The sequence below is a fragment of the Rhizorhabdus dicambivorans genome, assembly GCF_002355275.1.
Lineage (GTDB): Bacteria > Pseudomonadota > Alphaproteobacteria > Sphingomonadales > Sphingomonadaceae > Rhizorhabdus > Rhizorhabdus dicambivorans.
This window is the reverse complement of record NZ_CP023449.1, coordinates 3,973,011-3,999,365: the sequence shown is the minus strand read 5'-3', so window position 1 is coordinate 3,999,365 and position 26,355 is coordinate 3,973,011. Positions and strand designations below refer to the sequence as shown.

23 protein-coding genes and 1 tRNA gene are annotated in these 26,355 nt (G+C 60.9%); 19 read left to right on the top strand and 5 right to left on the bottom strand.

Annotated features, from left to right (window positions below; all coding sequences use genetic code 11):
* The first annotated feature begins 38 nt into the window (after positions 1-38).
* The 5 genes from CMV14_RS27620 to CMV14_RS18800 all read left to right on the top strand — a co-directional run bounded on the left by CMV14_RS27620 (position 39) and on the right by CMV14_RS18800 (position 3,703).
* The gene (locus CMV14_RS27620) at positions 39-611 is read left to right on the top strand and encodes a DUF5681 domain-containing protein (RefSeq protein WP_408014341.1); all 573 of its coding nucleotides are present in this window, start codon (positions 39-41) and stop codon (positions 609-611) included.
* The gene (gene terL, locus CMV14_RS18815; RefSeq protein WP_083215749.1) at positions 608-2,110 is read left to right on the top strand and encodes a phage terminase large subunit; all 1,503 of its coding nucleotides are present in this window, start codon (positions 608-610) and stop codon (positions 2,108-2,110) included. Before CMV14_RS27620 ends, terL begins: the two co-directional genes overlap by 4 nt.
* Positions 2,111-2,302: 192 nt before the next feature.
* Positions 2,303-2,377, top strand: a tRNA-Val gene (locus CMV14_RS18810).
* A gap of 17 nt (positions 2,378-2,394) precedes the next feature.
* Positions 2,395-3,153: a TlyA family RNA methyltransferase gene (locus tag CMV14_RS18805; RefSeq protein ID WP_083215748.1), complete on the top strand. Its 759-nt coding sequence runs from the start codon at positions 2,395-2,397 to the stop codon at positions 3,151-3,153.
* Positions 3,146-3,703, top strand: a complete 558-nt coding sequence (locus CMV14_RS18800; RefSeq protein WP_066961107.1) for a TspO/MBR family protein — start codon at positions 3,146-3,148, stop codon at positions 3,701-3,703. The genes CMV14_RS18805 and CMV14_RS18800 overlap by 8 nt, the downstream gene beginning before the upstream one ends.
* Here the strand turns inward: CMV14_RS18800 and CMV14_RS18795 are convergent.
* The 5 genes from CMV14_RS18795 to istA all read right to left on the bottom strand — a co-directional run bounded on the left by CMV14_RS18795 (position 3,584) and on the right by istA (position 11,098).
* Positions 3,584-5,203: a recombinase family protein gene (locus CMV14_RS18795; RefSeq protein WP_083215747.1), complete on the bottom strand. Its 1,620-nt coding sequence runs from the start codon at positions 5,201-5,203 to the stop codon at positions 3,584-3,586. The genes CMV14_RS18800 and CMV14_RS18795 overlap by 120 nt on opposite strands.
* A 203-nt stretch (positions 5,204-5,406) precedes the next feature.
* Positions 5,407-5,655, bottom strand: coding sequence for a terminase family protein (locus tag CMV14_RS18790; protein WP_066961100.1), 249 nt, complete (start codon positions 5,653-5,655; stop codon positions 5,407-5,409).
* A 611-nt stretch (positions 5,656-6,266) separates the two neighbouring features.
* On the bottom strand, positions 6,267-8,642 hold the full coding sequence (locus CMV14_RS18785) for a hydrolase (RefSeq protein WP_066961097.1): 2,376 nt from the start codon (positions 8,640-8,642) through the stop codon (positions 6,267-6,269).
* Positions 8,643-8,846: 204 nt separating this feature from the next.
* Positions 8,847-9,605: an IS21-like element helper ATPase IstB gene (gene istB, locus CMV14_RS18780; RefSeq protein ID WP_066970376.1), complete on the bottom strand. Its 759-nt coding sequence runs from the start codon at positions 9,603-9,605 to the stop codon at positions 8,847-8,849.
* A complete protein-coding gene (gene istA / locus CMV14_RS18775) occupies positions 9,602-11,098 on the bottom strand; it encodes an IS21 family transposase (RefSeq protein WP_066970373.1) in 1,497 nt (498 codons plus the stop codon). Before istA ends, istB begins: the two co-directional genes overlap by 4 nt.
* A 94-nt stretch (positions 11,099-11,192) precedes the next feature.
* Between istA and CMV14_RS18770 the strand changes: the two genes are divergently transcribed.
* The 14 genes from CMV14_RS18770 (at position 11,193) to CMV14_RS18710 (ending at position 26,346) form a co-directional block, all read left to right on the top strand.
* Positions 11,193-11,483, top strand: coding sequence for an outer membrane beta-barrel protein (locus CMV14_RS18770; RefSeq protein ID WP_096367789.1), 291 nt, complete (start codon positions 11,193-11,195; stop codon positions 11,481-11,483).
* Between the two features lie 24 nt (positions 11,484-11,507).
* Positions 11,508-13,757 (top strand): polysaccharide biosynthesis tyrosine autokinase, encoded by a 2,250-nt coding sequence (locus tag CMV14_RS18765; RefSeq protein WP_083216173.1) that lies wholly within the window; start codon positions 11,508-11,510, stop codon positions 13,755-13,757.
* Positions 13,741-14,451, top strand: coding sequence for a hypothetical protein (locus CMV14_RS18760; RefSeq protein WP_096367788.1), 711 nt, complete (start codon positions 13,741-13,743; stop codon positions 14,449-14,451). The genes CMV14_RS18765 and CMV14_RS18760 overlap by 17 nt, the downstream gene beginning before the upstream one ends.
* The gene (locus CMV14_RS18755) at positions 14,448-15,866 is read left to right on the top strand and encodes an O-antigen ligase family protein (protein ID WP_066969904.1); all 1,419 of its coding nucleotides are present in this window, start codon (positions 14,448-14,450) and stop codon (positions 15,864-15,866) included. Before CMV14_RS18760 ends, CMV14_RS18755 begins: the two co-directional genes overlap by 4 nt.
* 94 nt (positions 15,867-15,960) lie before the next feature.
* Positions 15,961-16,785: an O-fucosyltransferase family protein gene (locus tag CMV14_RS18750; protein ID WP_192876296.1), complete on the top strand. Its 825-nt coding sequence runs from the start codon at positions 15,961-15,963 to the stop codon at positions 16,783-16,785.
* Positions 16,786-16,869: 84 nt separating this feature from the next.
* Positions 16,870-18,093, top strand: a complete 1,224-nt coding sequence (locus tag CMV14_RS18745) for a glycosyltransferase family 4 protein (RefSeq protein WP_066969907.1) — start codon at positions 16,870-16,872, stop codon at positions 18,091-18,093.
* A complete protein-coding gene (locus CMV14_RS18740; protein ID WP_153046167.1) occupies positions 18,090-18,632 on the top strand; it encodes a hypothetical protein in 543 nt (180 codons plus the stop codon). The genes CMV14_RS18745 and CMV14_RS18740 overlap by 4 nt, the downstream gene beginning before the upstream one ends.
* Before the next feature lie 11 nt (positions 18,633-18,643).
* Positions 18,644-19,399, top strand: a complete 756-nt coding sequence (locus CMV14_RS26870) for a lipopolysaccharide biosynthesis protein (RefSeq protein ID WP_192876295.1) — start codon at positions 18,644-18,646, stop codon at positions 19,397-19,399.
* Positions 19,317-20,408 carry an alpha-1,2-fucosyltransferase gene (locus tag CMV14_RS27225; RefSeq protein WP_238147088.1) on the top strand — a complete coding sequence of 364 codons (1,092 nt, stop codon included), beginning with the start codon at positions 19,317-19,319 and terminating at the stop codon, positions 20,406-20,408. Before CMV14_RS26870 ends, CMV14_RS27225 begins: the two co-directional genes overlap by 83 nt.
* Positions 20,409-20,472: 64 nt before the next feature.
* Positions 20,473-21,375 (top strand): FkbM family methyltransferase, encoded by a 903-nt coding sequence (locus CMV14_RS18730; RefSeq protein ID WP_066969913.1) that lies wholly within the window; start codon positions 20,473-20,475, stop codon positions 21,373-21,375.
* A gap of 3 nt (positions 21,376-21,378) precedes the next feature.
* The gene (locus CMV14_RS18725; protein WP_066969915.1) at positions 21,379-22,455 is read left to right on the top strand and encodes a CgeB family protein; all 1,077 of its coding nucleotides are present in this window, start codon (positions 21,379-21,381) and stop codon (positions 22,453-22,455) included.
* Positions 22,456-22,787: 332 nt separating this feature from the next.
* The gene (locus CMV14_RS18720; protein WP_139114820.1) at positions 22,788-24,227 is read left to right on the top strand and encodes a hypothetical protein; all 1,440 of its coding nucleotides are present in this window, start codon (positions 22,788-22,790) and stop codon (positions 24,225-24,227) included.
* Positions 24,224-25,234 (top strand): glycosyltransferase family 4 protein, encoded by a 1,011-nt coding sequence (locus CMV14_RS18715; protein WP_083216176.1) that lies wholly within the window; start codon positions 24,224-24,226, stop codon positions 25,232-25,234. Before CMV14_RS18720 ends, CMV14_RS18715 begins: the two co-directional genes overlap by 4 nt.
* The gene (locus tag CMV14_RS18710; protein ID WP_066969921.1) at positions 25,231-26,346 is read left to right on the top strand and encodes a glycosyltransferase; all 1,116 of its coding nucleotides are present in this window, start codon (positions 25,231-25,233) and stop codon (positions 26,344-26,346) included. Before CMV14_RS18715 ends, CMV14_RS18710 begins: the two co-directional genes overlap by 4 nt.
* Positions 26,347-26,355: the final 9 nt, after the last annotated feature.

Genomic DNA, 26,355 nt, shown 5'->3' with positions numbered 1-26,355 from the left:
TGGCCCGCTGCCATTTTTCTTTCCTTGTGAGGTATCTCATGGGTTTTCGTCGTATCGCTAGGGTCGCCACGCCCGTCGTTCCATCCTCTCCGGTGCGGGAGTCTCTTCCACCAGCCTCTGATGATAAGCCGCAGCGGGCTGCTGAGCCGGTAGTCCATACAGAGCATGCCGATAGGTCGATCGCGGCTCAATATAAAGTCGGCCGTGGCAAACCACCCGTGCACACGCGCTGGAAGAAGGGGCAGTCCGGTAATCCAGCCGGTAGAAAATCTGGCACACGCAACAGCACTACAATTGCTCTCGAAATTTTCGGCGAAGTGTTAACCGTCCAAACACCTGCCGGGCCGAAGCGTATGAATACAGTGGCGCTCGCTTATTATAAATTGCGCGAGTTGGTCGCTAAAGGGGATCTCAAAGCTATCGCTGCGGTAGTCGCGATTTGGCAGAGGGTCGTCCCCGATCCTGCGCCAGATGTCGACGTTAGCGAGCCGCCGCTGTCGGCAAACGAGGAGGCGATGCTCTCGAGCCTACTCGCGCAGTTGGGAGAGGCCCCGAATATTAAAGGTCGGGCAATTCCAGGCGCCTCTGTTGCAGAGGGAGACGCAGCATGAAGATCCCCTCCCATATTCCTCCCGTCATATCGCCGAGGGTAGTTCGAGCCATAGCGGATGAGCTTAATCGGCGGTCGCTGCTTTACTATCATAAAAATTTGGGCTTTCCGGTCCTTCATGGAGGTCAGCCACCGGTGATGGCGCCCTATATCGAGGCGATCTGCTATGTGCTTCAAGAGTTGGCCGAAGGCCGCATCAAGCGCCTCATCATCACCGTGCCCCCGCGTCATGGTAAATCGGAGATAACGGCCGCTTCCTTCGGCAGCTGGATGTTCGGGCAGGACCCCAGTCTCAAGATTATGCTGGCGAGTTACGGCATCGAACTATCGGGGCCACAGGTCGCCAATGCCAAGGCCATCATCGCAAGCGATCGGTTTAGGCGGATTTTTCCCCGGACAAGGATAAAGCGCGGCATGAACCGCGCAGATGTGTTCGGGACAACAGCGGGAGGGGAGTTCAGAGCTGTTTCGCAGGGCGGCGCGGCAACTGGCTTCGGCGCAGATATTCTTATTGTCGACGATCTAAGTAAGGCGGACGAAGCGCTCACCTTTGCCGGGCGAGAAAAGGCTATTACTTTCTATCGCAACTCGCTGCCGTCGCGCTTCGATAATCCAGCCGATGGTCGGGTTATCGTCATCCAGCAGCGGCTTCATGAGGAGGACCTCGTTGGTTTCCTGCTGGATGTTGGTGGCTTTTACCACCTCAATCTACCCGCGATGGCCGAGTTCGATGAGGTCATACCGCTGAGCGGAGGTCGGGAATGGTATCGCCGTAAGGGCGATTTGCTAGATCCGATACGTTTTCCCCAATCCTATCTAGACCATCAGCGCCTGCTAATGGGCAATCGCTTTTATGCAGCCCAATATCAGCAGGATCCGATTGCGTCCGATGGCTCGCTCATCAAATGGGCGTGGTTCGGGCAATATTCCCGGGTCAAAAACCGCTCCTACTATTTGAAGATCGTCCAGAGTTGGGATCCGGCGATAACCGAGCGCATCCATTCCGATTATTCGGTGGGACAGACATGGGGTTATCGAGATGGAAAATGGTATCTGCTGGATCTCATTCGAGCCAAGCTCGAATATCCGCGACTTCGCGAACGGGTGTTGGAGTGGCATAGACAGTGGAGGGCTGATGCTCTCCTGATCGAAGGGGTATCAATCGGCCTCTCGCTCGCGCAGGATATGAGGCGAGAGATGCTTCCGGGCAAGATTGTCTCCGAAACGCCTAGGGGGTCTAAACAGGATCGCTTAGCGAGCAGGTCGGCGCAGCTGGAGACGGGTGATTATCTTCTACCGGAAGCGGCGCCTTGGCTCGCCGATTTTCGACGCGAGCTGCTGGCCTTTCCTGATGGCCGCCATGACGATCAGGTTGATGCAATGGTCCAGTTTCTCGAGTTCGTCTACGACCGTCCTAGCTGGGTACGAGCCACCTACGGGCCTGATGGCCGGAGGACCGACCCTATTATCCGCTCGTCACTGCGAAGGCGGAGTTATTGACCGAAGGTAAAGCCTAACCCCTTTCGACATGCGGGCGCCGAGAGGCGGTGCGCCGAAATTGCCTGGGATCGACGTGGTTGCCCCATCTCGGCGCTCAACCAAATTCAAAGCAACGGTCGAGGTGGCGTTAAATGCCTATAGAGTCGTCTCCCTCTTGCGTAGCGGACGGCATATTGTAAAGCGCTGGGCACCGGGCAGTTAGCTCAGCGGTAGAGCGTCTCGTTTACACCGAGAGGGTCGGGGGTTCGATCCCCTCACTGCCCACCAGCTATAGTGAGGAAACCGTGGCGGCGGGGATTCGAGCCGATCAGATGCTGGTCGACCGAGGGCTGGTCGAGAGCCGCAGCAAGGCGCAGGCTCTGATTCTTGCCGGCCTGATCTTTTCAGGTCAGCGCAAGATCGACAAAGCGGGCCAGACTCTGAAGATCGATGCACCCCTGGAGGTACGCGGGCGGGATCATCCCTGGGTGTCGCGTGGTGGAATTAAGCTGGCGCATGGGCTCGAGCATTTCGGTTGGAATATCGCTGACGCGGTTGCAGTCGACGTAGGCTCCTCGACCGGCGGATTTACCGACGTGATGCTGACCAATGGTGCTAAGCGGGTTTACGCGGTGGACTCGGGTACCAACCAGCTGGCGTGGAAGCTGCGCAGCGATCCGCGGGTCGTCGTGCTGGAACAGACCAATGCGCGTCATCTCACGTCGGCCGAGATTCCTGAGTCTGTCGATTTGATCGTTTGCGATGCCAGCTTCATCTCGTTGGCCAAGGTGCTCGTTGCAGCCCTCCGTCTCGCAAAGCCTGATGCTAAACTCCTCGCCTTGATAAAGCCGCAGTTCGAGGCGGGGCGGGACGAGGTAGGGAAGGGGGGCGTAGTCCGTGACTCTTCCGTCCATGCGCGCGTCTGCGCTGAGGCGGAAAGCTGGATCGAAACCCAGGGCTGGGAAAGTCAAGGTATCACACAGAGTCCAATCACCGGGCCTGAAGGTAATGTCGAGTTCCTGATCGGCGCCATCAAGCGGCGGAGTGGAGCCAGGGATGCGTGATGAGGTGTTCCGCTTGAGGATGAAGGGGAGCTATATCCGTTGGGCTTCGATTACGATCCCGATCATCCTCGTTCTCGGTATCGCGTCGGGTCGGCTGTCCAACTCGGGCTATGGCAATCAATGGTTCGACCTGCTGGCAAAGCCGGCCATCACGCCGCCGGGCTGGGTGTTTGGCATGGCCTGGTCAGTCCTATATGTATTGATGGGCGCTGCGCTGGCGTTTGTTCTTGATGCACGGGAAGCGAAGGGACGCGGCGTAGCGATCACGCTGTTCATGGTTCAGCTGGTTATGAATCTGGCTTGGTCGCCGGTATTCTTCGGGATGCATCGAATCATGCTGGCTTTCGGCCTGATCCTAGCGGTACTTGCTTGGGCTGCCGTGACCGCGGCAGTGTTCTGGAAGATACGCCCGATCGCAGGCGCACTCATGCTACCCTATCTCGCCTGGCTTATCTTCGCGTCGGTGCTCAACTGGCAGATCCATGAACTCAATCCTAACGGCATTTTTGTCCTGGAGCAGCAAGGCGGAACGCGTCTCGTGGTTCAGTGAGATAGGGCTGGCCGCCGTTCGAAGGATCATCTCATAAAGGAACTCCATGCTCCACAGCCGATAATTTTCCATAAGATTACGGCCCTCGCGGACGTCGATCTTCCGTGATCGACCGAACCGGCTGGCGGGAAATAGATAAAGATGCTCACGTTGCCCGTTGCGCTGAAGCGAGGCTAGCACCATGTCGACATCATCGGCTGGTGGAAGCTTCACCCTCCAGTAACGATGGTCTTTTCCATCCCGCAAATTGGCCACGCGCGGAGCGACGATGATGCCGTAGTCCACTCTCAACAATTTGCCCTCGGGAGACAGCGATGCGCGACCGCCGATGGATGTTACGGCTTCGATAGCTTCTTTAGCGAAGGCCACCGCTGAATGGCTGACCGGATCGGCTCGATCTCGGACATCATAGTCGATTCGTGAATAGGCATTTTTGAGGCTGCCAAATCGATTGGTGAAGGTTTTGGAGGCGGGCGGTGCTGCGGCGTCGAGCAGCGCACTGGACAGGCGTCCGTGCTCGGCTAGAACCCGTCGAAGATGCGCGAGAAGCTGCTCATCGCTATATTCGTTTCGTGCCGATCGCTTTATTCGCTGGGCGGCATTGAAGATGCGAGCCGAAACGATGGGTTCGAACGCCTCTTCGCGACGTATCCATTCCTTGCGCGGGTTGTAGACCTTTGTGGTACCAAGCTTGGTCGAACTGCGATTATACACGTTGGTCCCGACGTAGCGCTCGGCGATGAGAACCTGACGAACCATATGTTTTGACCAGGGCCGCCCTCCCGGGCCGGCTATCCTATTGTCGTTGAGCGTTTTGGCGATTTCCGGATTTGTGGCGCCCTTGGCCGCGAGACGGAAAATGCGTCTTACCGTCGCCACCTCCTTGGCCTTGCCTGGCACCAAGATCACTCGATCGGTCGCGATACTTTTATGCTCTCCAGGGGCGAGAATCTGTTTCGGCGTGCCGTGCTGATCGACAAGCAGGCGATCGAGGCCGAAGGCCGCTTTCCCGCCCATCTTATAGCCAAGCATCACCAAGCGACATTGAGCAGCCCATACTTTGGCCGACAGATCGCGGCTGAACTCACCGGCCATGGCGCGCCGAACATTCTTCATGACGGTGCTGGTCAAGCTCCCGTCATTAGCAAACATCTCGGCGCAATAATGGACTCTCACACCTGCGCTACGACACAGGAACTCATAATGGGCGCTTTCATCGGTGTCCTGGAAGCGGCCCCACCTGCTCACGTCGAACACCAATATGGCCTGAAAGCCGGCTTCCCCCGAAAGCACGTCCCGGAGCATTTCCTGGAGGGCTATTCGTCCTTTCAGTCGGAGGCCGCTGCGGCCTTCATCGGCATAGGTTTTGACGATCTCAAAATTATGTGCCGCCGCATAGGCAGCGATGGCCGCCTTCTGATTGACTGGCGAATAGACCTGCTTCTCTCGGGACATCCGCACATATTGTGCGGCCCTGATCGGCTCGCTGACTGATTTCATCAACACCTTTTATCAGCGCGGGGCGGAGTCGTCATATGGCGAGGGCAGAGATAGGGCGCGTCGATATCGGGCCGCCGCGCTCCGGGTCCGGCGTGTCTGTCGGCTGGAAGCCGACATCCTCGATCTGCACCGCCGCATACAGCCGGCTAGCAATACCGCGATAGTCAGGTCGCGGCGCGCAGATATGGTCAGCCGGTGATAGATCACGCTGGCGTCCCGGTTTTACGCCAACCCCGGCGCTGCGGTTGGACGCAGCCCGTCCGGATCTCGAAAGCCGGCATCTTGATCGCGTCCTCGTCGACCGGAAACACCCGGCTCGATCCCAGCATCGGAATCCACTCGGCCCGCACCTCGCGTTCATGCGCCGGATAGGAAGCGCCGATCGCCGCGCGCTGCTCGCGGGTATAGTGCTCGGCATCGTCGATTGTCATGCGGGTGCCGTGACGGGTCATCGATAGTCCTCACTGGTCCGGGAAGCGGCAATCCGGCGGGAGCAATTTCTTGGTAGATGGAACGATCTGCCGGCTCGGAAATCGCGGTAGAACAATGGCTTGGGGGCGGTAAGCCGATGCAACCGGATCACGGGTTCTAAGGGGTACCGATGCAGGTGCTTTCGGGGGGGGGCAGGCCAAGGGGCCACCTTTCAATCCCGAGAGACCGGAATAGGGAGCGTACCCTGGCTGAGGGTCTCTCGCGGAGAAAGGGGCAAGGGCTCTCCATCGCGCCTGATTTTCAGCATCCGCGCCCATTCCCGAAACGGGAATATGTGCGCCTCCCAGAGCGAATGGACAGGAGTCTCGCCATCGACGCCGGTAGGCGGGAATTCTCCGGGCCGGGGATGATGATAGGTGCCGAATAACAGATCCCAGATCGGCGTAAGCGCGGCGAGTCGCTCTCAGCAAAGCCGTGACGATGGCAAGCATAGTTAATGCCGCTTAGAGCTGTACCTCGGGAAGGATGATCGTGCCTTCAATCGCGGAGTACCGCTCACCCAGATACCAGCTGCCTGCGTACTGACAGCCTCAAAGGCAAGCTGCGCAGAACTTGGAGATAAGGCCGCGAGTTACGCCGCCTTGCGCGCCTCGTTTGCCGTCGCGCGCACCACCACGGGGCGGAAGGCGATGCACAGCTTGTAATCCCCTTCGCCCAGCGAAGGCAGCGCCGGCACCAGCAATGCAGCGCCCTCACTGCAGCGGAACAGGTCGCCCGCGATCGGCTCCATGCCCTCCTGCACATAGGGCGCGTCGATATCGGGCCGCTCGCTCGGCCCGCCGCGCTCGGCGCTCGGCGCGTCCATCGGCTGGAAGCTGATGTCCTCGATCTGCACCGCCTCATACAGCCCACCCAGCAGCACGGCGATGGTCAGGTCGCGGCGCGCCGGTATGGTCAGCCGGTGATAGCCGTCATGGGTGGGATAGGCGTCCATCTCCACCATGCAATCCTCGCGCGCATTGGCCAGGATAACGGGCAGCTTGGTTCCACCCGCCTGGAAATCGCTCTCGCGCACGTCCAGCGCGCCGCGCACGATCCCGAACAGCGCCAGGTTCAGGGCCAGCCCCTGGTCCTGCAATTCGCCGGGCAGGAACATCCGCGCCGTGCTCTGCACATAATGCAGCCCCCGCCGCCTCAGCCCGCGGGTGGAGCTCGATCCGTCCAGCAGCTTCAAATGGCTGGACGATCCCAGATTGGCATCATGGGTGAAGTCGCCAATCACCGCCACTTCCTCCGAAGATGGCAGGTACATGAAGCGCGCCATCGCCGCCGCCGCCGCCCGGCGCCGGCAATCGGCGTCGTCGGATATCGCCGTCCGCCCCAGCGCCGTCGCCGCCACGCCATAGGCGATCGCGCCGGCCTGGATGCGGTCCCGCGTCGCGCTCTGCGATCCCTTCTCGCCCGGCTTCTCGTGGATCGGCTTGCCGTTCGGGTGATAATCCACCACCGAACCCTTGGCCTGGGTGCAGATCTGCTCGATCACCGCGATCGAGGAGCCGAGGGCGGTCAGCGCCTCGCGTCCATAATGGCGCTTGTCGAACCAGCCCTTCTTGTCCAGCCCCGTCGGCGCATTCTCGCGCAGCAGCAGATAGCGGCCGGCCACCTCGACATCCATACGCGCCTTCAGCAGCGGCACGATCCGGTCCTGCACCGTTCCGTGATAGCCCAGGTCCACCACCGTCACCATGTCGCCATCGTTCACGCCCGCGCGCCGCACATGCGCGATCAGCCGCTCGGCATAACGCGCGGATCGGCGGATCACCTTCTGCGCCGCCTCGCCGTCGCATACGATCTTCTCCAGTTCGGCGACGTCGCCCGTCGGCGCACCCAGCTTGCGCGCCTCGTGCGGCTCCAGCAGCAGCATGCCGGCCAGCACGTCGAAACGCTGCTTGCCCGCCTCGCGCTCCACCAGCTGGCCGATCGCGGCCTCGTCGATCAGGCTCGCCCGCCCTGCGGTCAGCCGGCTGATCGCCACCTCGCCCGCCGGGATCGCATTGCCCAGCGTCTCGAACAGCTTCATCGGCAGATAGCCGTCGCGCATCAGAAACAATGTCTTCACCGGCCGGCCACAGCGCGCCGCCAGCGCCTCCACCTCGGCCTTCACCCATTCGGCGAAGCCGTGGAAAATCGGCCCGATCACGTCATGGCCCAGCACGAAGGCCGGGTCCTGCTCGTCGCGTAGCGACAGCAGCGGCCGGTGCGGCTGCGTCGCCGGCACGGTCTGGCGGGTCGCGGAGTCCAGCACCACCGCCGCCATCGCCTCATGCCGCAACCGGGTTTCGGCTTCGCTGTCGAACTGCTCGAAATGCACGCCATGGATGCCCAGGGCCGCCGGCGCCTCCTGGTCCGCCACCTGGTTGTCGCCCAGGTGCATTACCTTGCTGGGCGCTACGCCCAGCGCGGCCAGCACGGGGCCGAACAGCCCCTCGCTCTTGCTCATGCCATGCTCGGATGATGTGAACACCCGGTCGATCATCGCCGCCACCGGTTCGCCCGCTGCGCGCGCGATCAGGGTACGGAGCTGGTCGGCGTTCAGATAGCTGTCGCTGACGATGATCACCGTCAGCCCCTTCGCCTTCGCCGCCTCGATCAGCGCAATCACCGGGCCGAAGCCGAAGCAGTGCCGCGCCTCCAGCTCCAGCTCGCGGCACACCGATGCCGCGATGGCCGCTTCGTCCGCGCCGGGCAGCAGCCGGGCATGGATCGCCTCGATACTCACCTCGCGCCGCCCGGACCGGAAGGCTTCGGCCTTGCGCGCGTCGCGCTCGGCAATGAAACGCGGCTCGATCGAACCGCCTTCGATCCCCAGTTCGGCGAACACGTCCGAAGGCGCCTGCGCGTTGCGCCACAACAATGTGTCAAAACAGTCGAGCGACAGCACCGCTACATCGGCGGGCGCCTGATCGAGCAGGTTTGGAATTTTCCGGGCCGTGACGCTGGTCTTCATCGGTCTTCCATCTCGCGGGTTTGCCCCGCTATCGCCGATGGGTCCTAAGATCGCGTTAACCATAGATTTGGCATGTCAACGGCGGAGCAATTTCCGGCCACCGGGCGGAGCAAAAGTCGGCCACCCTTGCGCCCGGCTGAGACCGCCGTGAGGGCGTAGCCCGAGCGGGGTCTCAGCCGGGCGCGGCGATTTTTTTGAAAGGTTTCAGCCAGCCTTTCGGGCGCGGCTTTGGGCGAGACGATAGCTGTCGCCGTTCATTTCGAGAATGTTGACGTGGTGGGTGATGCGATCGAGCAGTGCGCCGGTCAGTCGTTCTGATCCCAAGGTTTCGGTCCATTCATCGAAAGGCAGATTGCTGGTGATCAGGGTGGCACCGCGCTCGTAACGCTGGGAGATCAGCTCGAACAGCAATTCCGCACCGGTCTTGGAGAGCGGCACGAAGCCCAGTTCGTCGATGATCAGCAGCTTGTAGGCGGCCATCTGCTTCTGGAAGCGGAGCAGACGCCGCTCGTCTCGAGCCTCCATCATCTCGCTGACCAGGGCCGCCGCCGTGGTGAAGCCGACGGATAAGCCTTTCTGGCAGGCGACCAGGCCGAGGCCGAGCGCGACATGCGTCTTGCCCGTGCCGCTGGGACCGAGAGCGATGACGTTCTCGCGGCGCTCGATCCATTCACATCTGGCCAGTTCCAGCACCTGTATCTTGTTGAGCTTGGGGATGGCGGCAAAGTCGAAGCTGTCGAGGCTTTTGACGACCGGGAATTTGGCCGCCTTGATCCGCCGTTCGACCTTGCGGCGATCGCGCTCGATCATCTCCCGCTCGGCAAGCCGGAAGAGGTAGCCGACGTGATCGACGTCCTCGGTTGCGCAGAGTCGGGCCAGCTTTTGGTGCTCGCGCTGGAAGGTCGGCAGCTTGAGGGTCTTGAGATAGTGGGCGAGCAGGATGTCAGGTGCTTCGGTGCTCATGCCGCCTCTCCCGCATCAGACGACAGGAGGCGCATATACGCCTTCGCCGAGGTCTTCTCGACCGTCGCCCTCGGAAGGTACGGATAGATCGACAGGTCCAATCGCGGCGGTCGGCGTTCTACGCGGCACAGGATCAGATGCTTGACCGCATCGAAGCCGATCGCGCCGAGCTGAAGGGCCTGCCTTACCGCCGCATGCAGGTCGGCAAGCTCGAAGCTTTCCAGCAGACGGAGAACCTGGACGTATTCCCGCCGGCCATGCTTTGCCATGCGGCCTTCCATCAAACGGCGCAGCGTGGCGAACTCGTCCGGCAGATCCCAGCCCTGCAATGGAGCTGCCTGATCCAGCGCATTGATCTTCTGCTCGATCAGCGGCAGGTAATGGACGGGGTCGAAGACGATGTCTTCCCGTTCCCAGCTCCGGGGATGGCGGGCGATGATCTCACCACGGCAACCGATCACCACCTGATCGACATAGCCCCGGACCCAGACGTCTTGATGACCGTAGGCAACCGGCACGGAATAGTCGTTCGTTTTGTAGCGCACCAGCGATTGGGCTGTCACAACAGCGCTGGTCTGGTCGCAGGCATCAAACGGCGACGCCGGCAAGGGACGCATGGCGGCAAGATCGCGCTGCAGCCGTTCGCCGATCGTCTCGTTCTCGCCGCGTAGCTTATCGCGCTGGCGCTTTCGGCACTGCTCCTCCAGAAAATCGTTGAACGCATCCCATGTCGCAAACTGCGGGATCGGCACCATAAAGTTGCGCCGGGCATATCCGACAAGACCCTCCACATTCCCCTTGTCATTACCCTTTCCCGGACGGCCATAGCGATCGCGGATCAGGTAGTGGGACAAAAAACCGCTGAACAGCGCTGCCCGCTTGCGCGTGCCGTCGGGCAGGATCTTCGCCACAAGGCAACGGTCGTTGTCGTATACGATCGACTGCGGCACGCCTCCGAAGAAGGCAAACGCATGGATGTGGCCGTCGACCCAGGCCTCGGCCACCGCCGCCGGATAGGCCCGCACGTAGCAGCCGTCGCTATGCGGAAGATCGAGCACGAAGAAGCGCGCCTTCTGCTCGACGCCGCCGATCACCACAGTCGCCTCGCCAAAGTCGGCCTGCGCATGGCCGGGAGGATGCGACAGCGGCACGAACACCTCCCGGCGGCGCTGATCCCGCTCGCGCATGTAGTCCTTGATGATCGTGTAGCCGCCGGTGAACCCGCATTCGTCGCGCAGCCGGTCGAACACCCGCTTGGCAGTATGCCGCTGCTTGCGCGGCACCTTCATATCCTCGTCGAGCCAATGCTCGATCGTCGAAACGAACGCATCCAGCTTCGGCCGCCGGATCGGTGATCGCCGCTGATAGCCGGGCGGTATCGAATACGACACCATCTTGGCGACGCTGTCGCGAGATATGTTGAAATGCTTTGCTGCCTGGCGCTGCGTCATCCCTTCGGAGACAGCCAGGCGAACCTTCAGATATAGTTCCACGGTGTAGATCCCCTGTCCCTCCTGCCGTCATTGCAGAAAGGAAATAGGTGGCCGGATTTTACTCCGCCCGCGGCTGGTTTATTCCGCCGCTACCGTGGCCGACTTTTGCACCGCCGCTCTCAATGACCTGACCCGCTTCGTCCAGCTCCGTGCGGGTCTGCGTTACGACAAGAACAAGTATCTCGTCACGCCGCTGGCCGCGCCCGTGCCCCTCCCGATCTCGCGCGACGACGACATCGTCACGGCCAATCTGGGCGTAAGCTACTTGCTCAGCCGCCAAATCTCTTTCGGTGCCGCATGGGATTATTCGAAGCGCACCTCGAACGCGCCAACCGCAGACTACACGCGGAACAAGGCCGCTGCGTTCCTGAAGGTTACGCTTTAAGCGAGCGTCCTTAAGGAGAGTTGGGTGGATTCTGTTATCGCTAAGCCGACCGTCGTCACGCCAGTGGTAACTGGCGATGACGCAGGTCTGGACGTTCGTGCGTGGCTTGCGGTTCTTTACCGTAGATGGAAGGTTCTGGCGGCGTCGGTGATCACGGTCACGCTGCTGACAGCACTCGTCGTCTTCCAGTTGACGCCGCGTTTTTCCGCAACGTCGTCCGTCGCGATCAACACCCAGAAAACGCAGATCGTCGATGCCACACAGGTGATGAGCGATGTAACGGCAGATGTCTCCGCAATGGAGACCCAGGCCGCCATTCTGCGCTCGCCGACGTTGATGAGTAAGCTGATCGACAAGCTCAACCTGGACCGGGATCCCGAATTTTCGGGCCCGGCCAAGGCTGCGCAGGAAGCGGCCAGGCCTTCCTTTGATATCCTGCGACCTGCTAGCTGGTTCGCCTCACCCGGGAGCGAAGTTTCGCTGGTGATCAATCAGCCGAAGCGCTCGAAGCTTGAGGACGCCCGGGAAAGATCGCGGCTGATCAATGCGGTGAGCGGAGCGATGGAGATCAAGATTCGTCCGCGCTCCTATGTCTTGACGATAACGGCGACGTCGGTCGATCCTGCAAAAGCGGCGGTACTCGCGAATACCCTCGCCGAGCTGTTTATTTCAGATCAGATTGAAACCAAATATGACGCGACTCGTAGGGCAAGCTCCTGGCTTGAATCGCGCGTCGCGGAGCTGAAGAGCTCCGCTGTCGCCGCCGATCAAGCGGCCGCATCCTATCGCGCCGCCACCGGCCTGGTGGGCGGAAGTGGTGGATCGGTCGATAGCCAGCAACTGAGCGAAATAAATTCCGCCCTGATTCTGGCGCGTGTGGCGCGTGCGGAGAAAGCGGCCCAGCTGGGCCAGATCCGTAGGCTCACCGAAAGCGGCGCTGGTCTCGATGCGTCGTCCGGCACGCTCGAATCTCCGCTGATCCAGAACCTGCGCCAGCAGGAAGCCGAGGTCCTGCGCAAGCTTTCGGAACTCAAGACGACCTACGCGCCGCAGCATCCCAAGATCATCAACGCGAATGCCGAGCTTCGCGATCTTCGCGAAAAGATCGGTGTCGAGGTTCGCAAGATCGGCCAGTCGACCGCGAACGAGCTCGCGGTAGCTTCTGCTCGTGAATCGGCGCTCGCGGGCAGCCTTGCTTCCGCTCGCGGCCGTACCGGCGCGTCGAGCATGGCGGAAGTCAGGCTTCGCGAGCTCGAGCGGCAGGCCGACGCGGCGAAGACGCTCTACGAATCCTTCCTGAACCGCGCGAAGGAAACGCGCGAGCAGGTCGGTATCCAGACTCCGGACGCGCGCATCGTCTCGCAGGCCAATCTTCCGCTTTCGGCAGCCTATCCTAAGAAGATGTCGACAATCGCGGCGGGCATGCTCGTGTCGATTATCCTGGGTATCAGCCTTATTCTGCTTCTGGAGCGGCTCGAAAACGCTATTCGTAGCCCGGATGCGTTGGAAAAAATGTCCGACAATGTGGTGTTGTCGCTCGTTCCGACGGAAGAACATGTATCCGCCACGCCCGAGGATGTCGTCCTGGATCGCCCGCTGTCCCAGACGGCGGAAAGTTTGCGAACGCTTCGGAATGCCATCTCGCTGATCGATGTGGATAAGCCGCCGCGTGTCGTGATGATCACCTCGTCGCTTCCCAGCGAAGGAAAGACCTTCCTGTCCAGCACGCTCGCGCGATCAGCGCTCGACGGCTATGGTCGGGTATTGCTCGTCGACGCCGATCTGAGGCGCCCTCGCGTCCACAAGGTATTCGGCCTCGAGAACAGCGCTGGTCTTGCCGAAGTCGTAAGCGGTGCGGTGCGACTGGAAGATGTCGTGCAGCGCGATCCCCGGACGCGGGTGGAAATTCTTACTGCAGGGCGCCGTTCACCTAGTCCGATGGATCTTCTGCGCTCACGGAATATGGCTCAGTTCATTGAACGCCTGCGCCAGACTTATGACCTGATCATTATCGATACGCCGCCGTTCGCGCCGCTTGCAGATGCGCAGATCGTCGCCAAGCTTGTCGACAAGATCGTGCTGGCGGTTCGTTGGGGAGAGACCCCGGTGCCGGTGATCCGCAACGTGCTGACCCAGTTCAAACGGCTTCAGGTGCCGCTGGCGGGAACCGTGCTCACGCAGGTCGATATGCAGCGCTATGCGACCTATGGTTATGGCGACTACGGTTATTATTATCATCGCTATGGTTCCTACAACTATGGCTCTGAAGGTTAAGCTTGCCGCCATTTCTTTGGGGCTTTGCGTTGCTCTGCTCTGTGGATGGATAGCTTTTGAGTCGGTGCGGGCGGCGTGGGTCGCCATGCCCGCGACATCGGTGATCGAGGCACTGCGGCGGGGCGAGACGGTATCGCAAGCGGATCGCTTTAGGGCAGCCGAGGTCTCTTTCCGCGCAGGCGAAATCTTCGAGCCCGGCCGGTATCTCAGTGATGCCGCGTTAGCGGCTACCGACCTGTCCCCTCGTGAACAGCGCCAGGCGCTGCATGGCGCATCCATGGCAGCAATGGTGGACCGGGCGCTGCTCAATACGCCGGCGTCGCCGTGGAATTGGGCGCGCCGCAGCGCGCTCCAGCTTGCGGCCGGGGACCTGCCGCGTGCCCGAGCTTCGTTGGAGACATCGTTGTTGCTCGGGCGTGTTGTGCCTCGACTGACGGTGCCCAGGCTTAGGATCATGCTGCAACTCAAGCAGCGCTACCCCCAATCCGATCTCGACGCCGTCATGGCCGAGCAGATCCGCATCGCTGCCCGAAGTGAGCCCGGGGCGTTGGCGCGGTTCGCCAATCGAGGCGCCGCTGAAGGAATAACGCAACGTGTGCTCGCAAATGATTTCGTGCTTTATCAGGCATATATGAAGGATCTTCTATATGTCCGTTCGATCGAGAAATCCGAGCAGAAGCCAGGCGCTCGATGAGTAGGGTTGCCCTATCCGCACACGACGGCGGCGATCGTCTCGCGCCCGTCTGGATTGGCCTGCTGCTGATGCTGGCGGTTCTCCCCGTTCCGTTCGGCAGCAACCGTCCCTTGGCGTGGAGCGTGATGGCGCTCTGCACCTCGCTGCTTCTCGCCGGCTGGACAGTCTCTCTGGGCTGCGGATACCGGCGGCTCGTCTGGCGCCCGGCGCTGGCGGTGCCCCTTCTCTGCGCGGTGGCGGTTATCGGCTGGGTTCTTCTATCGACGGTGCCGTCGGCCGGTTTCGCACATCCTGTGTGGGCGATGACCTCCGAGGCGTTTGGCCGTGCGGTAACGGACAGGATGGCGCTCTCGGCCGAGGCTGCGCTGGTAGGCCTGATGCGCCTGCTCGCCTATATGTCGATCTTCTGGTTGAGCCTGCAATATTGCCGGGATCGGGGCCGTGCGGACATGATGCTCAAATGGGTAAGCTGGTGTGGCCTGCTGCTCGCGGCTTATGGGCTGATCAACTATTTCGCCGGTAACGCCTATTCGCTCTGGTATGCGCGTTGGATCGGGCAGGCTGACGTGACATCGACCTTCGTCAACCGCAATCATTACGCGACCTATGCGGGCTTGGGGTTGTTGTGCGCAGCCGCACTCGGAATTGCGGCTTTCCGATCAGCTTGGCAAGTTTCCGATCGCAGCCAGCGGCCCTTTCCCCGTACCCTCGAATGTTTGATCGGTCGTCCGCTGGTCTATTTCGTCATCACGCTGATCATCGCCATGGCATGGCTCCAGTCCCATTCGCGCATGGGCGTCGCTGCGGTGCTTGTCGGTGTCGTGGTTATGATCGCGTTGATGATGGGAGTGAAGATCATCCGGAGACAACGCTTCGCCTGGGCGGTTGCGGTGCTCATGCTCCTATTCTTGTTCCAGGTTTCCGGAGGCGTGACCCTTGAACGTCTCGGTGCGACCACAGGTGAGGCCGAGCGCGGACCGCTCTATTCGATCGTCATCGACCAGATACTGGACGCGCCCTATGCCGGCAGCGGCTATGGGAGTTTCGCGCAGTCCTTTCTGATCTATCGGGATCTGCGCCTTCCTGGGACGACAATGTTCTACCAAGCCCATAACAGCTATCTCGAACTCGCGGCCGAACTCGGTGTGCCGATGACGCTGCTGCTGCTGCTGGCGATCGGCTGGTGCGCGGGATTATGCCTCAGCGGGGCTTTCCGTCGTGCGCGCTCGCAGATTTATCCGATTGTCGCGGTCGCCGCGACGGTCGTCGTCGGCGTCCATGCCCTTGTCGACTTCAGTGCCCAGATACCCGCGGTGGCCGCGCTCTACGCGGCGTTGCTCGGGATGGGCGTCGCGCAAAGCTGGTCGACCAATGACGCGTCTGGCCGCGCGCCCGAGGCGCGTCGGGCTTTGTGAGCGGGGAACGGGGCCTCCGCTCCTCTTTCCAAAGCCCGAATACAGGATGTCGGCCGGTTCGAGCGTCCGAGAGCGGCTGTCGGTGGGCGACAGGATGGCGATAGAAGGGCCTCTGCACAAAGCGGTGCTCAGCGCGCTTGACTTTGGCGTGGTCCGATCGCCGGGTTCGGACTTCGGCAATCTTCTTTTCCCGATCGCGCGAAGCCTCATCGGTCAGGCGACGATGGGCGGAACGCTGGTCTATCCGACGATGCGCCAGATCAAGATCGGAACCTATCTTCGGCGCGAACCCGACAAGCGCACCTATGGCGGCATAGTTCGCGGCCGCTCGATGGCGGACTGGCGGATATGGATCGAGAGCATGGCCCGGCGGCAGGTCGACGAGGATGCCGTCGCCGCGGATGATGTGACGATCACCTATACAGGATTGAAGAAATTCTTCCACGATCTGGTGGGCTACGAAGCCCTCATATCTAATTGGATCTCCACAAACAGGATCGACAAAGCCGGCGATCGGATGCCCATCGACATCGGCTTGCATATCCGCCGGGGCGATTTCACGGAGAACAAGACGGGCTCGGCCGGGCAGTCGATGCAGATACCCACTCATTGGTATCGGCAGGCCTTTCTCCATGCCCGCGATCTGTTGAAGATCGACAGGCCGAGGGTGGTTCTGTTCACCGACGGCGATCCCGCCAGGCTGGCGAGCGAATTGAATATCGAGAATGTCGAAGTCGATGCCGCCGACGATGCGCTGTCGTCGATCCTCAACCTGTCGCGTGCCAGGGTGATCGTTGGTTCGCGATCGACATTCTCGAAATGGGCCGTGTTCCTGGGCGGGAGCGTTGCGATCTGGGATGCGGCTTACGACATTTCGCCATATTGGCCTGTCCGTCCCGACAAAGATATTTTTCTATGATCTTCGAGGCCGCTCTTTACGGAGATGGTTGATGGAGCGTGGTGTGATCGATGCGAATGAAAATATTCGATAAGGGCGAACGAAATGCGAAAAAAGCTGGCAATAATCGTGTCGCATCCCATTCAGCATTTCGTGCCATTCTATCGGTGCCTGGCGTCTCAATCCGATCTGGACAGCTGTGTATTTTTCGCATCGAAAATAGGTCTGAGCAGCTATTTCGACAAGGATATGAAGCAGGACGTGAAATGGCAGATGGATCTGCTCAGCGATTATAGGAAGATATTTCTTCCGGGTGCAGATGGCATCAACGGCACCAGCTTCTTCGAGGTTAATAATCCGAACACATGGAAGGCGCTTCGGGAATTCGCGCCGGATGCCGTGCTGATCTATGGCTATAGCCAGGCGACGATGGTCAAGGCTCTGTTCTGGTGCCTCATGCATCGCGTGCCCGCGCTTTTGATCGCGGATAGTGAGCTCAAATCGGATCGGTCGGCATTGGCGCAAACCGTAAAGCGGCTGATATTGCCGATAATATTTAAGGCTTTTCGCGCATTCTTAACCGTCGGCGACTGCAACGAGGATTATTATTCCCACTATGGGGTATCCCGCCGCCGGCTCTTTCGAAGCCCCTTCACTATCGATGAGACGCTGTACCGGGACGTGCGCGCGAACAAGGCGGCGCATCGATCGGAAATCCGGCGCCGGCATAGCATAGGGGAAGAAGAGTTCGTCGCGCTGTGCGTGGGCAAGGTTTCGCAGCGGAAGCGTACGTCCGATCTGTCGGATGCGCTGAGGCGGATAAAGGCGGCACAAGGCGATGTGCCGTTGCGCGTGCTTTGTGCGGGCAACGGCGAAGAGTATGAGCGCCTGTCGAACGAGGCCCGCGACGAGAAGCTGCCGATGTCGTTCGCGGGGTTCGTGAATGTCGACGAGCTGCCATATTATTACGCCGCGGCCGATCTTCTGGTGCATCCTTCGGGTCGGGACCCCCACCCGCTGGCGCTCTCCGAAGCCGCTGCTGTGGGGCTTCCGTTGATCGTCAGCGACAAGGTGGGGGCGGTCGGCCCCACCGATATCGCGCGGGAGGGGGAGAGTGCGCTCGTCTACCCTTGTGGCGATATCGATGCCTTGTCGCAGTTGATGCTCGATCTGTCGGGCGACCGGCAGCGCGTCGAAGCGATGGCGGCGGCGTCGCTGCGTATATTCGACCAGAATGACATGCAGACCAGCCTGTCCGGCCTGCGGCGCGCACTGGATTATTGCTGGTCGGGGGCTCTGTCCGCAACGGACCGGAGCGAGCGCCCTTGATCGCCAGGTTCATCCGTCTGCGGGCCGTCCGCCATCTTGGGGTGGTGGCTGCGGGCAGGGTGTTCGCGGGGCTCGCCGGCGTCGTCGGCATTCGGCTTTTCACCGAACTGGCGCCTCCGGAGGTCTATGGCGAGGCGACGCTGGTTCTCGGCGTCATGCTGCTCGGCACGCATCTGTTCATCGCGCCGGTGACCGAGGCCCAGCTGCGACTCTATCCTGCCGAGCGGGACGCCGGCAGAGGCGCCGATTTCCTGCGTGTCGTGACGCAACTAGCGCTAGGCGGGGGGCTGGTGCTCGCCTTCTGTGCAGCCGGCGCGCAGCTGCTCGGAGCGGGGAAAGGGCTCGTCAGCGAAGGGGCCGGTCTCGCGCTCATCCTCGCCGGCTATGCGCTGTTCACGGCTTTGCGATCGGTCGGCCTGAACTATCTGAATACCGAGCGGAAGCAGTTTCAGCAGACCGCTTGGGAAACGTGCGAGTCCATCGCGCTGATCATCTGGGGGGGGCGCTGCTATGGATTTCGCCGCATCCTCTTTCGCTGATCGCGGCGAACATGCTCGCCACCGCCAGCACCGCGATCCTCTTTTCATTCTGGGGGCGCGATGCGCTGGTCAAGGTAGTGGCGCATGCCCGCCCGTCACGCGTCGAAGCGATGCTCGTTCTGCACAGCATAAGGCGTTATGCCTGGGCCTATATATTGTTCGCATTGCTCGGCTGGGTGATGACGCTGTTCGATCGCTATCTGCTCGCGGCCTATCTCGACGCCGCGGCCGTGGGCCAATATGCAGCGGTCGCCGCGATCGCGAGCAGGCTCGTGCTGATGCCCTCGGGGATGTTGTCGTCGGTCCTGCGGCCCGTTCTGTACGATGCGGCCACGGTCGGGGATCTGGCGAAGTGGCGGAAGCTCGTAAGGATCTGGCTTACGACGGTCATTCTGCTCGGGGTCGGAGCGCTCGGCTTCGTGTGGCTGTTCGCGGATTTCATCGCCGGGATATTGCTCGCCGCGGAATATCGCCATGGCGCCAGGGTGGTGATGGCGCTGGTCGGCCTCAGCTATTCCTTTCTGGCGCTCGCGCAGATGTTCGAGATGGCCTATCTGAGCCATGGCGTTCCCGCCAAGATGCTGTTTTCGCGCTTCCTGGGTGCGGGCCTGATGCTCTCCGTCGCCTTGTTTCTCGTACCGGCGCATGGCATCGTCGGCGCTTCGATCGCGAGCGTCGCGGGCCATGTGGGTCTTGCGTCCGGCGCCTTGTGGCTCCTGCTCCGCGCGTTGCCGTCAAAGGGCGTGGGAGAGGCCGGAGGTGTATGATCGAACATTCGATAAGCATGGGCGCGGCTGCGCGGACTCGATGCGATCAAACGCCCCGGCAAAAAGCATTTTCGGAAAAGCCCACGACATGCCCCTGATCATTCGAAGCCCGAAGAAAGCGACCCTCGTCGTCAGGCTGAGCGGGGGGCTGGGCAACCAGATGTTCATTTACGCCGTCGCCCGACGCCTGGCGGCGGTAAATGATGCGGAGCTGGTCGTCGACGATTGGAGCGGTTTTGCGCGCGATGTCGTCTATGGCTCGAAATATGCGCTGGCGCCTTTCAGCATCAGTGCGAGAATGGCTAACCGGTCAGAGCGATTATTTCCGTTCGAGCGTCTGAGGCGCTACATCAAGAAGCGCCTCGCCAGGAAAGCCGCGTTCGACAAGGCGAAATATATTCTCATCCAGAAGGCCGGTGCCTTCGAAAGCCAGCTCCTCGACCGCAGGCTGAAGGGCGTGACCTTCATCGAGGGCATCCGGGCCAGCGAGGATTATTTCAAGGACATCGAAGACCTTATTCGCCAGGAATATGCTTTCGCGACACCGCCCGAACCGGCGGACGAGCCGCTTCTGCAATTGATTGCCGGCGTCCCATCGGTGGCGGTGCATTTCAGATGGTTCAAGACCAGCGAAACCGACAATGCGACCAATCTCGACCTCGGCTATTATGAAAAGGCATTCGCTTATGTAGAATCCAGGATAGACGCTCCACATTATTTCATCTTTTCGGACCGGCCGGCGGAAGCGGCGCAAGCGCTCGCACTGCACGGCAGGAAGTTCACCGTCGTCGACCACGCCTCCTCTGCGTCATCGATGCATCGCGACCTCCGGCTAATGAGCCACTGCCGTCATGCGATCATTGCCAACAGCACCTTCAGCTGGTGGGGCGCCTGGCTCGGCGAGTCCGGAGATTCTGTCAGGCTGGTGGTCGCGCCTGATCCGCGTAATTATCCCGAAATGGGCTGGTCTTCGGAAAAGCTTATTCCCCATCGTTGGAAAAGGTTATAACCGTGCCGTGCGATTTCCGGAGCCGCCGTCCAAGCCTCTGCAAAAGCGATTCGGGACTTTCCGAATGACGCTTGATGCCGCCCATGAACACCGCCCGGCCGTCCCTTTTCTGTCGGGCGTTCGGAGGGCGTTGCGAAAGCTGGTCTGGCGCGTCTCGCGTATCCTGTACATGCATGCACGGGGCGAAGAGACGGAGGACGGTTTCCTCCACAACGGGGAAGCCCGCGTCATCGCGGATTTGATCCGGGCCTCTCGTGACGGTGAAGCGGTGGTTCTGCTGGATGTCGGCGCCAATCATGGCGCCTGGAGTCAGTCGGTCCTCGATCGGCTGCGCGATCGCCCTGCGTTGCGCCCGCATCTCTGCCTGACGGCGTTTGAGCCTGTCACGTCCAGTCGCCAAAGGCTCGAGGCCGCACTCGCTTCGGAAATAGCGCGCGGCGGCATCACGGTTTCGAGCTCGGCGCTTTCCTATCGGGTTGGACGCGCGCGCATGGCACGGATGTCCGAAAGCGGCGGCACCAATTCGCTGGAAATCGACAAGGCGATGGAAGACGCCGCGATCGGTTTTGAAGAGGTGGATTTCATGACGCTTTCTGCCTGGAATGAGGCGGCCGGAAAATCCCATATCCATATGGTGAAAATCGATGCGGAGGGGCATGACGCCCGAGTCATCGAAGGCGCGCTTCCGCTGCTCCAGGCGGGCATGATCGATGTGCTGCAGTTCGAATATAACCACCGTTGGCTCTTTGCCCGACGCTCGTTGCACGACGTGTTCGAGATGATAGCAGGCACACCCTATGTCCTGGGGCGCATCCGGCCTTCCTGTGTTGAGCTTCATGATGAATGGCACTTCGAACTGGATCGCTTTTTCCAGTGCAACTATCTGCTGATCCATGATCGGGCGCTGAGCTGGTTCCGCACGCGGCGGGGCGCGTTCGGCCCGTCGAACATATGGGAGCAGTTCTGAACGATGCCGGCTCCGTCGGTCAGGCGTATCCTTTATGTCGGGCAGCTGCGTTATGGCGGAACCTGCCGGGACAGGATGGAGGTCCTTTCGTCCTTCGGGTTCGATATCATCGCCTTCAATGTCGATCCGCTGGTCGCGGCGGCCAATCGGATCGTCCAATCACTGGCGGGAAGGCTGCAGCGCGGTCCGCTGATACGGGCGTTCAACGCCCGGCTGCTCGAACTGGCGCGCGCCAGCGACTATGATGCGGTCTGGATCGACAAGGGGGTGTGGGTGCTGCCTTCGACCCTGTCGGAGCTGCGCGAGCGGGCATCCGCGCGGATAGCGATACACTTCACCCCGGACGCCCAATTCTTTTCGCAGCGCTCGCGGTTCCTGTTTCAGGGAATACCGCTCTACGATATCTGCGCCACCACCAAGCCGTTCGAAGTGTCGAGCTATGCGGCGAGCGGCGCCCGGCAAACCATCCTGGTGCTTCAAGGCTATAGTCGCTTTTTCGATCCGGCTCTGGCCTCACGCCCGCAAGCGGCGAAATCGGCAGGGGAAGTGATTTTCGTCGGTCACACCCAGCCGCATTACATCCGCAGCCTGCATGCTCTGGCAAAGTCCGGAATCGACGTGGCGATCCATGGTGGGGGGTGGCAGCGTCATGCCCGTCGGCATCCCTGGCTCGGCGGCTATATCCGATCCGATGGTATCTGGGGGAGCGAATATGCCGCAGCCCTGGCCGCCTCCACCATCGGCATCGGCCTTCTGGGAAAGCATATTCCGGAAACGACCACGACGCGCAGTTTCGAGATACCGGCGAGCGGTACTTTCCTGCTGGCGGAACGTACCGACGATCATATGGCGCTGTTCGAGGAAGACAGCGAAGCTGTGTTCTGGTCCTCACAGGAGGAACTGGTCGACAAGGCCCGTTTCTATCTCGACCACAAGGATCTGCGCGACCGGATCGCGATGGCGGGGCGCCGGCGATGTGTTGAAGCAGGTTATGATTCCGCCACACAGATCGCCAGGATTCTGGCCGCTCTGGAAATCCGCCTGCCGTCGGCGCCGGCCGAGAGCCCTCCTGTCGCATGAGGGCGCCATGATGCACAGGCCCATTTTTTCTGATCACGGGCGAATCTCGAGGGTCCTGTCTTGCTTGAGATCGGCTTCGTCGCGGGCTATCGTCCCCTTCGGGGCGCGGGGATAACAATGCGCGCTGCAGGAAGCGTGGATTCCAATTTGACAGTCATTGCAGCGCGGGAGGTCGCCATTCAATTGGCCGTTCGATATTCATCATTGACGACATGTGAGGGGCAGGCTGCGATGCGCGATAGCCATATGCCGCTGCATCACGCACGTGGGTTTCCGCAATGAATCGCCTTGTGATCCCCGTCGCAAGCCGGATCGAGATAGCAAGTCTCGCCGTGATTGCCTTCATCGCCACGGCAGTCCATCTGACCACGCTGGATGAAGCGGGCATATTGAAGCCGTTCAATATCGTCATCTCGCTGGCGATCATGGCGGCCCTCGGTTGGCGTGCGTTCACGCTTGTTCGCGAAGATGCCGCCTATATCTTTACGCCAGCCCTATGGTTCAGAGCGGCAACCCTGGTCTATTTTGGGTTTGGCAATATCGTGCCTTATATCGTCGGCTGGGAAGTCGAGGCCTATCTTCGATATGTGTTCGATTTCACGGATCACGAGCTTCTCAAGCTCAACCTCATCATCCTTGTCGGCATTCTCTCGGTCCTCAGTCTGGAGGTCGCATTTGCGCGCAGTTTCCAGAGCATGTTCGAAAGAATGCCGTCGCTTCGTCCGCCTGCGCGCGGGCAGGGGCTATGGTCGACTTGCCTTGCCCTGCTGATATTGGGTGGATTGTTCCGTTATCTGGTGATCCTGCCCCAGCTCGTCGGCGCGCAGACCGCGATCGTTCCGGGCGTTTTCGGCTATCTCGGCTATCTCTTCTACGCGGGCCTGTTCCTGCTTCTGCTCTATTCGCTGCGCACCGGTGGTCGAAAAGCGGCACTGTCGATCTCCCTCGTCGCCTTTGAGATCGTGATTTGCCTCTGCTCCTTCGCGAAGACCCACTTGCTGCTCACCAGCATGATCGTGTGGCTTGCCTTCCTCCACGACCGTATGAGCCTGCGTCGGCTGGTCATCGGGTCGATATCGCTCGTCCTGGTCTATATCAGCATGATCCCGCTGGTAGATTATGGCCGCGTCCAGATGCTCACCATCTACGGTAGCCTCAACGGAGCCAATCTCGGGACGCGCCTGGGTTTCGTGACGGACTTCTTCACCAATCCGGCGCCGGCAGCTGCCGTGGACACCGCGCCGCGCATGGATCGCACGCTCAACCGGCTATCCTATGCCAATGTGTCGACCTATCTCATCAACGCCTATGATGGCGGCGTACCGGGGGAAACCTATGGCGCGGCAGTGACCGTTTTGGTCCCGCGGATCATCTGGCGCGATAAGCCCAACATCAGCAACCAGGGCATCGAGCTTACCCAACTGATCTACGGGTTCGATACGTCCTCCACCGGTTCGGGCGTATTCTCCGAGGCCTATTGGAATTACGGCTGGATGGGCCTCATGCTGGGAATGGCCTTCTATGGCATTCTGATTTCTTTCCTGACCCAGCTCTCCCTCGTTGTCATGCGTCGAGAAATTTGGATATTCGTGCCGGTCGTTTTTGCCGGCGTGCAGTTCGGCACGCGGGTGGATGGCCGCATGAGCGTCGACGTGGTCGGCTCGTTCGGCATTATCATCGTGTTATTCCTCAGCCTGATCGCGGCCAGCCGGCTTACATCCGATTCCTCGCGTCGAGCGGTGATGCCTGGAACCCCTGATCTTTCCCGATGACCGCAGCCCTGCCCCGTCTACATCTCTTTTTACGTCGGCCGGCGTCGGGGCTGTTCAGCATCGAGATGCTCTATCGCTCGCTGATCCCCTATTTCGAACGCGACTTCGAGGTGGAATGGATTGAAAACCGCCGGCCGTCGCGGGGGTTTCTGCCGCGTCTGGCGGATGCCTTTCGTGCCGCATTGCGCCAGGGCGACATCAATCATGTTACCGGCGATGTGCATTATCTCACCTATTTCCTTTCGCGTCGCCGGACCGTTCTGACGATCCATGATTTCGTCAGCATGGAAAGGCTGCGCGGCCTGAAGCGAGCGCTTCTGTGGTTCCTGTGGTACTGGCTGCCCGTGCGTCGCGCCGATGCGATCGTCGTCATCTCGCATTCGACCGAGGCGCAACTGCACCGGCAATTACGGATCCAGCCCGAGCGTGTTCATGTGATACCCAATCCCGTCCGGGCGGATTTTTGTCCGACCGAGCGGGCGTTTGACGTTCAATATCCCCGCATTCTGCAGGTGGGGACCAGTGCGAACAAGAATTTGGAGCGACATGCGGAGGCGTTGGCCGGGATTGCGTGCAAGTTCGTAATCCTCGGTCATCTTAGCGACGCCCAGCGCGCGTGCCTTTCGGCGCAGCGGATCGACTATGAGACGCATGCCGATATGGTGCCCGAGGACGTAGCATCGCTATACCGGGGCAGCGACATGCTCCTTTTTGCGTCGACCTATGAAGGCTTCGGAATGCCGATCCTTGAAGCGCAGGCGAGCGGAATTCCGGTGGTCACGTCGAACCGCTGGTCGATGCCGGAGATCGCCGGCGCGCACGCTCTGCTGGTCGATCCGGAAAATATCGATGATATCAGAACCGCCGTGCTCTCCATCATCGGAGACTCTCAGCAGAGGCAGCGCCTGCGCGCCGGAGGGCTGGAAAACGCGGCGCGCTTCGCGCCGGCGGAGATCGCCGCGCGCTATGCCTCGGTTTATCGTAATTTGTGTAGAGCCGAAGCATGAAGCTAACGCACATCGTTCCAGACACGACAAGCGAAGCCTCCGGATTGTCGGCGACGGTTCCTTCGATTTGCCGCTCCTTGGCGATGCGGGGCCACGACGTGACGATGAGTTGCCACTCCGGCGCGCGCGTCGAAGGTGTGAAGCTCGATCTGCATGCGAAGCTTCCCCTGCTGCAGCGGTTGGGCGTCGCACCCAGCCACTTCGAGGCATTGCGCCGGCAACGATTGACGGACGACATCGTCCACAGCCACAGCCTGTGGATGCTGATGAACATCGCGCCGGGCCTGATCGTGCCGGGCGCGCACGCGAAGCTGATCTGTTCACCGCACGGAACATTGTCCGCCTGGGCATTGTCGCATAGCCGCGGAAGGAAGCAGCTCGTCTGGCCGCTTCAGCGCCAGGTTCTTGCCCGGGCTGATCTTCTCCATGCTACCGCCGATCCCGAGCATGACGATATTCGCGCCAATGGCTTCGACGCGCCTGTGGCCGTGATCGCAAACGGTATCGATCTGCCGCAGCTGCCGCCGCGTCCCGATGGCCACGGGCGGCTTCTCCTGTTCCTGTCGCGCATTCATCCGGTCAAAGGGATCGAGGCGCTGCTGGAAGCCTGGTCGCGCGTCGCGCCGGACAATCCCAATTGGGAACTGATGATCGCGGGCCCCGGCGAGGCGAGCTATGTCGCTGCGCTTGCCGATCAGGCCAGCGGACTACCGCGTGCGAAGCTGATCGGCCCGGTCTACGGTGCAGAAAAATCGGCGCTCTATCGTCGCGCCGATCTTTTCGTACTGCCGTCGAAATCGGAAAATTTCGCGATGGTCGTGGCCGAAGCGCTAGGTCATGAATGTCCGGTGGTCGTCAGCAAGGCCGCTCCATGGGCCGACGTAGAGTCCGAGGGGTGCGGATGGTGGACCGATGCCGGGCCCGAGCCGCTCGCGGCGACGCTGGCGGCCGCGATGTCGCTTTCGGTGGCTGAGCGCAGTGTGATGGGCGTGCGTGGCCGGGCCTGGATCGAAAAGGACTTTTCCTGGGCATCCGTCGCGGAGCGGCTGGAGCGCGCCTATGACTGGATTCTCGGCCGGGGAGACAGGCCGGATTTCATCAAACTGCCCTGATGCGCTCGC

What these genes read in the sequence shown, in the direction of transcription:
- terL (WP_083215749.1), top strand. Translation starts at nt 608, where the DNA reads ATGAAGATCCCCTCCCATATTCCTCCCGTCATATCGCCGAGGGTAGTT.
- CMV14_RS18755 (WP_066969904.1), top strand. Translation starts at nt 14,448, where the DNA reads ATGAGTAGGGTTGCCCTATCCGCACACGACGGCGGCGATCGTCTCGCG.
- CMV14_RS26870 (WP_192876295.1), top strand. Translation starts at nt 18,644, where the DNA reads ATGCTCGCCACCGCCAGCACCGCGATCCTCTTTTCATTCTGGGGGCGC.
- CMV14_RS18710 (WP_066969921.1), top strand. Translation starts at nt 25,231, where the DNA reads ATGAAGCTAACGCACATCGTTCCAGACACGACAAGCGAAGCCTCCGGA.
- CMV14_RS27225 (WP_238147088.1), top strand. Translation starts at nt 19,317, where the DNA reads ATGTGGGTCTTGCGTCCGGCGCCTTGTGGCTCCTGCTCCGCGCGTTGC.
- CMV14_RS18715 (WP_083216176.1), top strand. Translation starts at nt 24,224, where the DNA reads ATGACCGCAGCCCTGCCCCGTCTACATCTCTTTTTACGTCGGCCGGCG.
- CMV14_RS18795 (WP_083215747.1), bottom strand. Translation starts at nt 5,203, where the DNA reads ATGAAATCAGTCAGCGAGCCGATCAGGGCCGCACAATATGTGCGGATG.
- CMV14_RS18725 (WP_066969915.1), top strand. Translation starts at nt 21,379, where the DNA reads ATGCCGGCTCCGTCGGTCAGGCGTATCCTTTATGTCGGGCAGCTGCGT.
- CMV14_RS18745 (WP_066969907.1), top strand. Translation starts at nt 16,870, where the DNA reads ATGCGAAAAAAGCTGGCAATAATCGTGTCGCATCCCATTCAGCATTTC.
- CMV14_RS18790 (WP_066961100.1), bottom strand. Translation starts at nt 5,655, where the DNA reads ATGACCCGTCACGGCACCCGCATGACAATCGACGATGCCGAGCACTAT.
- CMV14_RS18750 (WP_192876296.1), top strand. Translation starts at nt 15,961, where the DNA reads ATGGCGATAGAAGGGCCTCTGCACAAAGCGGTGCTCAGCGCGCTTGAC.
- CMV14_RS18785 (WP_066961097.1), bottom strand. Translation starts at nt 8,642, where the DNA reads ATGAAGACCAGCGTCACGGCCCGGAAAATTCCAAACCTGCTCGATCAG.
- CMV14_RS18760 (WP_096367788.1), top strand. Translation starts at nt 13,741, where the DNA reads ATGGCTCTGAAGGTTAAGCTTGCCGCCATTTCTTTGGGGCTTTGCGTT.
- CMV14_RS18730 (WP_066969913.1), top strand. Translation starts at nt 20,473, where the DNA reads ATGACGCTTGATGCCGCCCATGAACACCGCCCGGCCGTCCCTTTTCTG.
- CMV14_RS27620 (WP_408014341.1), top strand. Translation starts at nt 39, where the DNA reads ATGGGTTTTCGTCGTATCGCTAGGGTCGCCACGCCCGTCGTTCCATCC.
- CMV14_RS18800 (WP_066961107.1), top strand. Translation starts at nt 3,146, where the DNA reads ATGCGTGATGAGGTGTTCCGCTTGAGGATGAAGGGGAGCTATATCCGT.
- istB (WP_066970376.1), bottom strand. Translation starts at nt 9,605, where the DNA reads ATGAGCACCGAAGCACCTGACATCCTGCTCGCCCACTATCTCAAGACC.